The sequence below is a fragment of the Indolivaga macrotermitis genome (genome assembly GCF_900128985.1).
GTDB lineage: Bacteria > Bacteroidota > Bacteroidia > Bacteroidales > Dysgonomonadaceae > Dysgonomonas_A > Dysgonomonas_A macrotermitis.
Map to the genome: position 1 here is coordinate 17446 of NZ_FQUC01000007.1, position 13212 is coordinate 30657.

12 protein-coding genes are annotated in these 13212 nt (G+C 36.6%); all 12 read left to right on the forward strand.

Annotated features, from left to right (window positions below):
- The first annotated feature begins 90 nt into the window (after positions 1-90).
- The 12 genes from BUC12_RS10355 to BUC12_RS10410 all read left to right on the forward strand — a co-directional run bounded on the left by BUC12_RS10355 (position 91) and on the right by BUC12_RS10410 (position 13143).
- Positions 91-1434 (forward strand): phage portal protein, encoded by a 1344-nt coding sequence (locus tag BUC12_RS10355; protein WP_062179287.1) that lies wholly within the window; start codon positions 91-93, stop codon positions 1432-1434.
- The gene (locus tag BUC12_RS10360) at positions 1424-2146 is read left to right on the forward strand and encodes an HK97 family phage prohead protease (protein ID WP_062179290.1); all 723 of its coding nucleotides are present in this window, start codon (positions 1424-1426) and stop codon (positions 2144-2146) included. The genes BUC12_RS10355 and BUC12_RS10360 overlap by 11 nt, the downstream gene beginning before the upstream one ends.
- A gap of 11 nt (positions 2147-2157) precedes the next feature.
- Entirely contained in the window at positions 2158-3513 is a 1356-nt protein-coding gene (locus BUC12_RS10365; RefSeq protein ID WP_062179293.1) for a phage major capsid protein, read from the forward strand.
- A 12-nt stretch (positions 3514-3525) separates the two neighbouring features.
- Positions 3526-3759 carry a hypothetical protein gene (locus BUC12_RS10370; protein ID WP_062179295.1) on the forward strand — a complete coding sequence of 78 codons (234 nt, stop codon included), beginning with the start codon at positions 3526-3528 and terminating at the stop codon, positions 3757-3759.
- Positions 3756-4301, forward strand: a complete 546-nt coding sequence (locus BUC12_RS10375) for a hypothetical protein (protein ID WP_062179298.1) — start codon at positions 3756-3758, stop codon at positions 4299-4301. Before BUC12_RS10370 ends, BUC12_RS10375 begins: the two co-directional genes overlap by 4 nt.
- The gene (locus BUC12_RS10380) at positions 4298-4939 is read left to right on the forward strand and encodes a hypothetical protein (protein WP_062179301.1); all 642 of its coding nucleotides are present in this window, start codon (positions 4298-4300) and stop codon (positions 4937-4939) included. Before BUC12_RS10375 ends, BUC12_RS10380 begins: the two co-directional genes overlap by 4 nt.
- A gap of 4 nt (positions 4940-4943) precedes the next feature.
- Positions 4944-5825: a hypothetical protein gene (locus tag BUC12_RS10385; protein ID WP_062179304.1), complete on the forward strand. Its 882-nt coding sequence runs from the start codon at positions 4944-4946 to the stop codon at positions 5823-5825.
- On the forward strand, positions 5822-6013 hold the full coding sequence (locus tag BUC12_RS10390) for a hypothetical protein (protein ID WP_062179307.1): 192 nt from the start codon (positions 5822-5824) through the stop codon (positions 6011-6013). Before BUC12_RS10385 ends, BUC12_RS10390 begins: the two co-directional genes overlap by 4 nt.
- A gap of 18 nt (positions 6014-6031) precedes the next feature.
- Positions 6032-6556 carry a hypothetical protein gene (locus BUC12_RS10395; RefSeq protein WP_062179310.1) on the forward strand — a complete coding sequence of 175 codons (525 nt, stop codon included), beginning with the start codon at positions 6032-6034 and terminating at the stop codon, positions 6554-6556.
- A gap of 101 nt (positions 6557-6657) precedes the next feature.
- Positions 6658-7344 (forward strand): hypothetical protein, encoded by a 687-nt coding sequence (locus tag BUC12_RS10400; protein WP_062179313.1) that lies wholly within the window; start codon positions 6658-6660, stop codon positions 7342-7344.
- Entirely contained in the window at positions 7334-10597 is a 3264-nt protein-coding gene (locus BUC12_RS10405) for a hypothetical protein (protein WP_062179316.1), read from the forward strand. The genes BUC12_RS10400 and BUC12_RS10405 overlap by 11 nt, the downstream gene beginning before the upstream one ends.
- A gap of 2 nt (positions 10598-10599) precedes the next feature.
- Positions 10600-13143 (forward strand): hypothetical protein, encoded by a 2544-nt coding sequence (locus BUC12_RS10410; protein WP_062179319.1) that lies wholly within the window; start codon positions 10600-10602, stop codon positions 13141-13143.
- The last annotated feature ends 69 nt before the right edge of the window (positions 13144-13212 follow it).

The following is a 13212-nucleotide window of genomic DNA, read 5'->3' on the forward strand; positions in this document are numbered from 1 at the left end:
AAATCCTATGGCACCGATGAAGCTTTAATTCTAATAGGAAAAAAGAACCCAACTTATATATTAATGAAGTAAGTCATATAATATATTCACATGAGTAGAGTATTGTCATTTCGGAATCCATTTACAGTTGAAGGTATAAGAACTCCTATCTATATTAAACAGATGCGAGATCAAGCCGCCTATTCTGGAAAAGATGTTGATGGGAATGATTGGTACTTAAATAAATTACTGTCTGAGTTTACGGGATTATCCCATTATGCATCAAATAATAATAAGGTAGATTTTGATCTGTCTTTGGATGCTCATAAACGTATAGCTTTAACAGTATGTACTCCTTTGAGCACGGTTCTAAATAGATGCGGAAATCTTTCTAAAAATGGAAGGTTTTATATACAGGATAAAGATGGGAATGAGCCATCAACAAAAGAGGCAAAAAAAATCAGGGATTTATTGTTAAAGCCTAATTTATTTCAAAGTGGACGTCAATTTCTCAAGCAGGTAGAAATAACTCTTAAATTATTCGGATACTGTCCAATATTTACATTGAGAGCTACATCAGGCAGTATACCCTTGTCAATGATGGTTATTCCTCCGGAGTTGTTTCATCAGAATACTACCGGAAAATTATGGATGCAATCTGACATCAGCGAAGTTATAAATAAAACTTATATAGACTGGAATGGTAAAAATATAGATCTAGATGAAGAAGATTATTTCGTTATATCTGACTCAGAGATCGTATTTAATGGTGTAGATTCTGATTTGGAATATCGATCAGAGAGCGATTCCCTTTCTCATTCAGTGAATAACTGGATGGCTCAAATTATCGGGCGTGGAACATTGATAAAACATGGAGGTCCTAAAGGTATCATCAGTAATGACGATAGTACTGAGTTCCAAAATGCAGCAATGACAAAAAATGATAAAGAAGAGCTGAATAATCTTTTTAAATCTAAATATGGAATTGTCAATAAGCTATTTTCTGTTTGGGTTACGCAGAAAAAAATAAAATGGACACCATTATCATTTGATGTAGGACAATTAAAACTTCATGAAGAAGATACTGCATGTCAATCATCGATATCTAATGCAATAGGATTAGATCCAAGCATGTTTTCTGCTGATAGTAAATATGACAATAAAGATGCAGCTAAAAAATCGGCATACCAAGATTTAATAATACCAGATTCAGAGAACATATCAGAAACATTAACTGAGGCGCTTTGCCCTGATGGTCTTTTTATAAAGATTGACTATTCACATGTTGCATGTCTGCAAATCGATAAGCAAGCTGAATCATCAACCCTAGTTAAAGTATCTACCTCTTTTGTAAATCTGGTAAATAACGGACTGATAAGTAAAGATGAAGCTCGTATTGAATTATCAAAATATTTAGATATTAATCCTGCAAAAAAGATAGAAAATGAAAACTAATAAGCCTATTGGTAAACAATATAAATCGATAGAAGTAAAAGATTATTCTTTCGATAAAGAGAGTAGAATCATAAGTGGGTATGCTGCCATATTCGGAAATGTAGATAAAGCTTATGATATGCTTATAAAAGGATGTTTCTCTAAATCAATAGCGGATAGAGGCCCGGATAGTAATGCCAATGATAAGATTGTATTCTTATGGATGCATAAGATGGATGAACCGATAGCGCGCATTACTAAACTTATTGAAGATGATAAAGGACTTTATTTTGAAGCGAAAGTTGACCCTATTGAGTTGGGTGATCGCGCCTTAATTCAATTAGAATCAGGTTCAATAAATCAATTCTCATTTGGATATGAATATGTATGGAATAAATGTGAATGGATAGGAGATATATTCATGGTCAAAGAGGTTATCCTCTATGAAATCTCTGTTGTATCTATTGGGTGTAATGGAGAAACTGAATACTTGGGTCTTAAGTCTTCTGAAGATATAAATAATGCTCATGAAGAATTAATATCAAAGATTACATCCGAGTTAAAGGACTTACCTATAAATAAAAAATCAGCTATTCAGGGATTATTCTCCAAAGCTTGGGCACTTGCTAAAGTTGAATCGGTAAATGAAACCAAAGGTTCTCAGAAGCCAGACAATGAAAGTCGAGCCGCCAAAGGAAATGGATTCTTCGAAGGCATAAAGTTTAATAATTAAAATTAAGTAGAATGAAAATTATTGATTCATTAGACAAATCCAAGCTTACCGAAGACCAAGTTAAATTCTTCGAGGGGCTTGATGCATCCATTGAAAGTGCTATAGGCTCAGGTGTAAAAGAGTACTTAGGTGGAGAGATTGATCTGAAAGGCTTAGAAGCGAGATTTGATGCTGCCGAAAAGAAAATTGAAGAATTCGGTAAAAAAGATTTCGGTGATAAGTTTGATAAGAAAGAGCTTGACGAACTGAAAGAAGAAGTAAATAAAACTTTGCTTCGCCTAAAAGCTGCTACGGAAGCCGGGAAAGATGGAAGTGTCAAGATTAAGAGTATTGATACACAAATCAGGGAACAGCTTGAAGGATTTATTGGAAAAGATTCACAAGGACGTGAAGTTGTAAATCTTAAGGGCGCATGTAAGGCATCCGATAATGGGAAAAGAAAACAATTTCGAATCTTTTTTGATCGTAAAGCAGCTGCACCTGTAACAACTTCGGGAGGTAATATTATCTCAGGAGTGGTAGTTGATCCATCTATTTCAGCTCCTGTAAGAGCAGAAAGCGATATCAGGGATTATGCAAGTGTTGCAACTATTGGGGCAAGATCTGTTACATATGGCGAGTTGTATGACATCACAGGGGATGCTGCTTGGGTTCCTGAAGGTGGATTGAAACCGTCTATGACAGCAAAAGTAAGAGAGATAACCGTTACCGCAGGTAAGGTTGCACTTACTGTTAAATTGACAGAGGAAACAATAACTGACCTACCGCAGCTTGTTGCTGAAATAAGAACTGAAATTATAAACAGAATAGGATTAGCCGAAGAAGAAGGTATTTTATTTGGAACTGGAGCTGATGGTGAAATATTAGGTGTATTCACTACAATTCCAGAATTTACATTAACTGGATTATCTGTTGATAAACCTAACTACTTTGATGCAATCGTAGCTGCTTATACACAGGTTGTATCAGTATCCAAGATGAATTTCAGGCCTAATTTAGTTAGGGTAAATCCTATTGATCTGGCCAACATGAATCTGACAAAGGATGTAAATGGACAGTACCTATTCCCTCCTTTCTCTTTGGGTAACGGTGAAATAATATCTGGACTTCGTATTGTTCCTTCTCCAAGCGTTGATCAGGGATTCTTTTTTCTTGGGGACTTCAGCTATTTGAATATCCGTGACTATATCAGTCTTACCATTGAGATCGGATGGGAAAACGACGACTTTACTAAGAACATGGTTACTATGATTGGTGAAAAGCGTCTCTTAGCGTATATCAAGTCGAACTATCTGATTGCTTTTGTGAAAGGAGAATATACATCTATCATGGAAGCTATTGAAACTCCGGAAACAGTAACTACATAATTTAAAAATGATATGAAAAGACCAGTAGTAAGCAAAGAAAATGAAGCTAAAGGTATAAACATCAGTCTATCAGATGTTGTTGAAGTAACTTTCGTTAAAGATACCAGTTTCCATAAGAAAGGAGATAAAAAATATGTCTCACTTCCAATCGCCTCAAAACTAAAAGCTCAGGGCAAAGTAAAAATAGAGGGTGAAGCAGCTGCCCAAGTGGAATCATTAGAGAAGAAAATCAAAGAGAAGAAATGATCTTACTTGATAAGACATATTTCCAGGGAATCTTAAACCTTCCTAATATATCATACAATGATAGGGAAGGTTTGGGAAGCCTTATGCAATCAGTCGGAGAAAGTAACCTGAATTACTTCATTGCTAAATATGAGCCGGAATGCTTATCACTCATATTAGGAGAAGATTTATATAGTGCATTTATTGATGGCCTATATGAAGATCCTAATAATGAGATATGGATAAATATGAAGGATGCCTTATTCAGGAAAGAAGGAAAATACGGTTTTTCACCGGTAGCTAACTATGTTTATTTCTATGCAATGAAAGATTCCAGAAGTAAAACAACTCCCAAGGGGGAAATATCGGAGGCATCTTCATTCTCAGAATCGAAAGACAATCAGTTTAAAATGATTAATGCATGGAATGATATGTGTACTCAGGTATTCCGTTTTCGCAAAAACTTTCTATTAAAGAACTGGGCTGATTATAAAGTCTATGCTAATGGATTGGATGTAAGGATATGCGGCGTTTTTGAACCCATCAATGCTTTAGACATATGATCTTGTCGGTAAATAAAATAATAGGTTCGGCAGTATACAGGACAAAAGAGACATTGAATAAGAATAAGTCTTTTATCGATGGTTTGTCTAAGTATGCGTATGTCGATGATTGCTTATTTGATGATGAGTTTCATTTGTGGTATTATCCGGGTACTCCCGATGAGATATCGACTATACTAAATCAATTGAATAATATACCAGAAGGTCAGAAACTTAAATTCCCGGCTATAATCAATTACAACACATTTAAGCAGGTCAAGACCGACACAGGAACTTCTGTATATCTATCTATCGCTATTGTTGCCCGTACATTTAGTGAGTGGACAACCGGAGGTAGGGATAATAAGGTATTCGATCCTGTTTTACGACCCGTTTATGAGGCATTCATTAAAAGCTTGAAACGTCGTTATGTTAGTTGGGGTGATGGATTTATAAAGCCTTCGCATGATTATTTTGAGGTTTTTACAACCGGTCAGAATAAAGAGGTTGTAGAGAATCGATATACGGATCATTTGGATGTGATTGAATTGCATAATCTGAAGTTAATTATCAATGAAAGTGATTGTGAATCTTACAAAGAAGAAATAGAACTGGAGAACAAACTGGTTCTTGAAAATTTTAAAAATTTAATTCAATAATACAATGGCTATAATTGGAACAGTAGAGAGTACATGTATAGAGGAACCTCAAGTGTTCTCCGGAATAGAAAAGTGCTCCAAGAAAGAAGAATATACCGTAGGTATGTTCGTTACAGATGATAAAGCTAGATTTCCGGCAGATAAAGCCTTATTTTTAGCTGAACTGGAAGCTAATATTAATTCGGGTAAATTAACCCCATTAAAAAGTTTCATTGAGAACACCATGAGTGGAGGTGATGTGGCAACAAATGAGATAGGTTTTGCGGGCCCTGTACCTTCAGGGTATAATGCACTAAATGAAACATATCGATTTGAGCCGGGATCGGGTGATTGCCTGTATAAGTCGCTTATGCCATTAAATCAGCAAAAGAAAAGGGTTATCCGCATAGATAAAGACGGTTATGTTTACGGAACTCTTATTCAGGAGGGTGATACTGCTTCATTTGCAGGATTCTCTTCTTATATTGTTATCAGCAGAACTAAAGCTACATCGAACACTGATGTATATAATCTTAGTTTAATCGTTTATTATGGGGTGAACTATAAAACGATAGAAGAACCAAACCTGCATGCCTTTGAACTGGGAGAGATACCTGACGGTATCGTAGGAGTTTCCCTTGAAAAGGGAACTACATCGGGAACTGCAAGAGTAGTATCGTCCTGCGGAGGTACTGATTATACATTGGAATATGGGGCTGAGTTCGCTGATGAATCCCTGTTTGCAGATAAAACGGGTGCCGCTCCTACTTCAGTCGCCTTTAACTCGACAACAGGATTGCTAACATTTACGCCGGTCGGTGAATATCGTATTCTTGACGCAACATCTTTGGCTGCTAAGGATATCATAGGATTGGGTGGTGTGAATAAATACACTTCGCTGACATGAAATTGACATATTCGAATGGCACTACAAGTATATCTGACGATTTTATAAAGTCATTTAAGGGAGATAGGGATAAATTCCTGAAATGGGCGAAAGAGAGTCATAAAAATATACCTGAAGATTTATTGAGTGATGCCTTCGATTCGGTTAGTCCTCCGAAGGTAAAGAAAGAGAAGAAGGGGGAGCAATAACAGCTCCCTTTTTTAATTATGGGAACAGTCAAGCAAATACGGGATAGATACAGTGACGCCATTAAAGGCGTACATGAAGTTACCAAGAAGGTCGCTGATAGCAATAAGGATGTCCTGTTGTCATTAAACAGGGATCAGATGTTGTTAGGCAGGAATAAAGCCGGAGAAACATTTACTCCGGGTTATCTTAATGATCCGTATTTCAAAACTCCTGCAAGAGCTCAGGCATATAAGAAGATGAAGCAGGGATTAGAGCAGCAACATTCAAGCAGAATGAGGTTTTCCAATGTTCAGCTTTATCCGGATAAAAACAGTGATACGCCTAATCTTATTGTTACGGGTCCTTTTCAGGATTCCATGTTTATCACCGTTTCGGCAAGTGATTATTCTATAGGATCTACTTATGTGGATGCTTCGGATATTAATGCTAAATACAATAATGCCGTATTCGGGTTGGCTCCTAAATCGAAAGCATTCTTCTATAGAAACTGGATTCACCCGGCTATAATCAAGTATATCAAAGAAAAACTGAAGAAGAAATAATATGGGTTGTACGTGTATTAAAAGAAAGTCGGGACCTCTTGATAACATCAGACAGATGGCGGTGACCGAGGCTATAAACGATAAAACGAATTACATTATCTATGAATTTGAAGGCACAGTTTACTATGATAAAGTCTCTTGTTGGCAAAAAGACGGCCAGCGGGGAGCAGTTAAAGAAATCGTATCACATCTATGACCGATGCGAAATTTGTCCTTTGCCGGTATATATCGATGTGGTATGTAATGATAACCTGAAAGCATTAATCATAAAAGGTAATGTTCCGGAGGATGTACTATCTGTTACACGCACCATGTTAACTGTAGAGTTTGCTGAACTATCAGGCAATACTCAGATGGCCGCAACGCTTAATGTGATAAGACAGATAAATCTAAGGAAGATTCAGATTGAATGTTTGCGATTGTCGGCTAATCTTATTGCGGGTGGAAAATTCGAAGATGCGATTGAATATTTAAAGCCTTACCATATCAGAATCGATGAAAATCCGGATCAAAACGAAATAGACAGGGTTGTAAAACAGATAGAAGGCAAATTGAAAGGACGGATTGTATCCCTTCATGAATTATTGAAGAGATATGAGTCATTGTCATCTAAAACCGAAGGAGATAAGCCTAAGCCGGAATATTATACAGAAATGCTTATAGCTGTAAGTAAATATACAGGATTTCATCTACAAAAGGAGAAGCTTACTGTTTCGGAGTTTGCGATCTATCTTAAAAACTATAACCAATACATTGAAACATTAAATAAACAGAGTCATGGCAGATAATAATACAGAAAGAATTGATGATCTGGTAGATCCCGAAGCCCTTAAACAGCTACAGGCTTTAGAGACAGAGTTGGAGAAAGCTTATAACCAAATGGTGAAGCTACTTAAGCCTGCTCAGGATTTGGAAAAAGCATTGTCAAAGTCAGCTATTACCTATAAAGCATTAGTTGATGCAATAAATAGGTATGAAACATTAAGTAAACAGATAAATGTAACGCAGAATCAAACGATACAGACTTTAAGGCAGATAGATAGTGTTAGAAATCGTGTTGCTAATTCAAATTCAAACGAGGTTAGAGAATTAATTCGTTACGGACAAGAACTATCTCAAAACAGAAGGCGAATACAAAATGAAATAGCGATAGAAAGAGCACATGAAGGCTCGTTAAATCAGTTAAGAGCGACACTTCGATTATTGACCATTCAATGGGATGAAATGGGCAAAGAAGCCAGAGAATCTCTTGAAGGCCAAGAATTATTACAAAGATTAAGACTAGTTAGGGGAGAGGTAGGAAGTTTAGAAAGATTAACAGGAAGATCGCAAAGGGATGTCGGTAGCTATACTGAATCTATTGTCAGAGCATTTAACCAGATAACATCAGGTAATTTTCGTCAGGGTTTTTCTTCCTTAGGATCATTATTCGGTAATACTCTTGCTGTTTTTGGAGGCAATCTATTAACGAAAGCTGTTGACGGAATAAAAGCTTTTATTGGAAGTGTAAGAGAATTCGTATCTGAAAGTATAGATCTAGCTGCAAAAGCTGAAGGAGTAAATACAGCATTCGAGAAATTGAATAAACCCGGGCTTCTTGATAATTTAAGAAAAGAAACTAAAGGTACCGTTAATGATCTTCAATTGATGCAAGCATCTGTAAGAGCCAAGAATTTTCAGATTCCATTGAATCGATTAGGTAGTTTGTTGAAATTCGCTCAACAACGGGCGCAGGAAACAGGTGAAAGTGTCGATTATCTTACTGACTCTATAATTAATGGTATAGGGCGTAAATCATCTTTGATATTGGATAATTTGGGGATATCTGCCAGTAGATTACAAGCAGAGTTTAAAAAAACAGGCGATTTTGCTACCGCAACATTCAATATTGTAAATCAAGAACTTGAAAAACAGGGTACTCTTGCATTAACATCAGCTGATAAAGCACAAATAGCAAATGTAAAAGTCCAAAATGCACAATTAAAAGTAGGCAATCAGCTGCTTTGGGTGAATGACTTATGGTCAAAGATTAAATCATCATCTGCAGATGCTCTTTCTCAGGCAGCAGATACTCTTCTTCCTGCATTAAATGCATGGCTAGAGAAGGCTATCAATAAAATAATTGATCTATGGAATACTTTCGATGGATTAAGAAAGGTAATACTATATGTTATTGCTGTAGTTGAAACTCTTCAGGATTTTTTCAATTATACCATAATATCAACTATCAGTGGATTCAAGAACCTAACTAATATCATAATAGATAGTGCCGGAATAATAGGGAAAGTTGTAGACGGAATAAAAAAAGGATTGGATTTTACAGATGTTGATTTCTCCAGATTAAAAAAATCTTTTAATACGACTGTTGATGATCTTGGGAAAAACTCCGATATATTAACTAGAAAGATCGCCAAAAATTTCGCAAATGCGGAGATACAAGCCAGTAAATCAGTTGCAAGGATTAACTTAACCAATAGAGTCAAAGGTGAAACTTTTATACCGACAGATGATGGGGAAGATTCCAATAATACTGGAGATAAGAATGTCGATAAACGTATTGAAGCGGAAAAGAAGGCTATTCAGGATCTTGAGGAATTTAGAATAAAACAAGTTGTTGATGCTAATAAAACTTTATTAAGTGATAGTAAGGTATCTTATGAAGAGAGAATAGGTTATCTGGAAGAATATGTTGCATACTCAAAGAATTTAATCGAAGAACAGGCTAAAAACCAGATATCAAACCTGAAGAAAGGTGAAATGACCGAAAAGGCTTATCAAGCTAGTGTTACTCTGATTAATGCTAAAGCTGCTGCCGAAAGAATAAAGATAGATCAAGAAGCTACTAAAGCGAGAGAAACGATCAATAAGGATTACGCTGATCAATTGATGAAAGACCTGAAAGCGAATGTTTCCTTGCAAGCTCAAGCGATCAGCAGAGCCGAAGAAGAAGCACTGGATGTTGCGGAATTGGCATACTTAAATAAAGAACTTTCAGCCAGGGATTACGAGACTGAGCGTACCCGTATAGTCAGAAAGGCTGCCTTAGACCGCATGCAGGTGGAAATGGACGCTGTAAAGGAGCTAATGAATACCGAGAATCTGACAGCTGATCAGAGAAAAGACCTGAACCAAAAGCTTCTTGATGCTGAACTTGCTTACCAACAATATATAAATAAGGAAATTGTAAAAGACCAGAAAAATACAGCCAAACAACAGGAAGAAATAGAAAAGAGGTTAGCTGAAAAAAGAAAGGAACTATTGACTGAGGCTTTGACCCTGTTTTCGACTTTCTTTTCCGCTCAAACAGAACGTCAATTGGCTGCTATAGATAAAGAGTCGGAAGCGAACGATGAATATTACAGTGATCAGGAGGACAAGATTGACAGACTGGCTGAATCAGGGGCAATTTCCGATGAACAGGCGGAAGCTCGAAAGGCTGCTTTGGCTGAACAACAGAAAAAACGTGAAGCGGAATTGGAAGAACGAAGGAAGGAGATCAATCAGCGTCAGGCGAAGTTCGAAAAGGCTCAGTCTATTGCTACTATCGGGATAAATACTGCGAGTGCTATAATGAAAAATACAGCACAACTAGGGTTTCTGGCTGCTATTCCTGTAAACTTGCTTACTGCGGCTCTAGGTGCTGCCCAGATAGCTACTGTATTGGCTACTCCGATACCTGAATATGCAAAGGGTACTGACTTTCACGAAGGAGGGCCTGCGGTTGTGGGTGATGGCGGTCGATCTGAACTTGTTGTTACTCCGGACGGTAAGATGTATAAAACACCTTCTCACTCTGTTTTGGTTGATCTTCCTAAAGGATCCGAGGTTATGCCAGATTTTCATAAAGCCGTTGCTAATATATCGTTACAGCAGATGGCTACTCCGTTTGTTGAGAATAAAACTATTGTGATTGCGGAAAATGAAAGGCAACTATCTGCTATTGATAAAACAAATAGCTTAATAACTAATTTGATAACTAGCCAGAATAAGACAAGCAGATCTATGTCTTACAATTTAAGAATAAACAGTCTAAAAAGATAATTATGAGTCAAATTGAAGCGTTAAGATCATCTTTGGTAAGAGAAGAAGTAAATTACCGGAAGCAAGTAGGAAGACCTCCTATGCATCAGGTTAGAAACGGGGTTCTTGAATCGATACATCCTGTTCCTCCAAAATTGCGTTACACACTGAGTGATCCGTATATGTTTGTCGGTGATAAGGCTATATATACTCAAGGCGCATATTTTATTGAAGGAGAATCAGGAGATCCCGTTTATGTATATGACAACGACTGGTCTATAATACATATAGATTTTGTATTCTATAGAAGCGATACCGGAGGTAAAACTTTTATGTATGAAGGTTGTATATTCGGTGATGCCGTATTAGTGTTCAGATCGGCTACTGATGAAACTTTAGGATTTTGGAAAGTTCCTGCTGAATATGATAGCATTGATAATGCACTGTATGAAATATGGGATATACTACTGGAAAAAACATCTTATATATTGGCTTCGGTATATATGCCGGGTGTAAAAAAGAATTATGGTATAACTATACAGGATTTTAAAGAATTCGATATTACAGATTTCGTTCATAGCGACACAGATTTTGAAGTTGCACAGATCCGGGAAAAAACATCGGGTGTTGTCAAAGAGTCTACTTTTGACTTACAACTAACCGGTATAGCTAAACGATTTGTACAAGGGGTATTTTTCATAGATAAATTGAGAGGAAATGTCCAGTTGAATATTTATGTAAGGGAGGCATCGGGACGAGTCTATAATAAAGAAAAAGTAGAGGTTCTGAGTTTTCCTGAATTGGAATTTTCGAATACAGTATTAAAAATACAAACATTAAATCTTAAGTTGACCGAATATGTAAATTCGAACGGAAAAGTTAAGTATGATATTCCGGTTGCTGATATTAAAAGCTCAAAGCAGTGGAAGTATGACCGTGTAACGATGGAAAACAGGGGTAATTACGAGATGCCTGTAGGATTAGAATATAATTTTACTATTTCCACCGAATCGAGAACGCAACCGTACATATATCTTTCGAGCAGTGAGATAACACCTGGTACGGCTGAGCATGACATGAAAACTCAAAGTTCGCAGGCTTGGAGTGAAGATAATTACTTCTTTGAAGCTGCCAGCACTGTGCAACCTTCTATTGTTGCTGATTTTAAGATGTTAAGACACTGGAATAATGTTGCTTCTCGTCCTGATTTGGATTATGTGGGTTACCTGATGATAATAAAGAATGATGATTTTGATAATCCTATTTATAAAGAACAGTTTGAATTAGAAAGCAGGGGAACGGAAACTGGCGAAGACGGACAAACTAATAATTTTGCAATTTATAGCAAGATTGTTAAACAAACAATAACATTAAGCCAGCCGTTGGTAGCTGGTGACAAACTAACTATGTTAGTTGATAATGTCAGTAGTAATGGTGATCCGAATGAACAAAATTTTGGAGGTTCTTATATATCAGAGTTTAACGATTTCAGGATAGTATATACGTCAAAAGGCTCTGAATTGGCTCTTGATGTTATAGAGCCTACAGTTCTAGCCAATAAACTACTAGCTAGAATGACAAATAACCAATATTCGTATCAATGTGTTATCAACTGGAATACAAGCCTAAGTTATAAGCCATTAATATGTGCTGCGGAAACTCTGAGAGGTCTCGATAATGCCAATATCCATACATCTATGAGCGATTTCATGAACTGGATGTATGCAAATGGGTATGAATATGTTTTAGCGGATTATACGCTTACGTTTTCACCTCGTGATACTTTATATCAGAAGGATGTCACTGCTTTGACTCTGAAAAGCGGAGAGGTTAAGGATGTTTTAACAAAAGCCAGTAAGGAGTTTGCCTATACATCGGTTCAGGTTGGTTATGATATGGAAGATTATGAATCAGCTAACGGAAGGTTTGAAATAAACGGAACTTTCGAATATTCTACTGACTATGTGAATTTTGACGATAATACATTGAACCTTATTTCTCCTTACCGTGCCGATGCTGTTGGAATGGAGTTGCTATGTTGGGAGAGAGGGAATAGCAGCAAGGATAAATCATCAGATAATGACGTATTTGTAATTGCTATGACAGAAGAAGATACTTATTACAGGTATTATGATGATTATATGTTTGAACCTGGCAATAATATTACAGGCGATATTCGTTTTTTTAATGCTGTTTTGAACCCTGCTTTTCTGATTCAACTAAACGAAAGTTTAATCGGTATCAATACTGATAAGTTGATATTTGCAAGTACAACCAGTAACAGGTCGGGTATTATATGGATAAAAGATGCGGATAGCCCCGGAGGATGGCGTAAAGACGAAAGTTTGCTTTATACAGACAAGGATATTCAATCTAAATTATTTGAACCATACGAATATGATTTTGTGACCGGAAACTTCGTAAAATTACCGGATGTATCAACATGGAACGGGCTAATTATGTTCTACAATGGAAGGACTAAGCTAAGAGGTTTTGTCAAGGAAATAATGAAAAACTATTCTAACAACACTGAAAGTACTTGGATATTGTACGCTGTTGAAGAATAGTATACCAAAATTAACAAAGAGGATATACAATATATCCTCTTTGTTATAAGCTTATCCCAACCCGGTAAC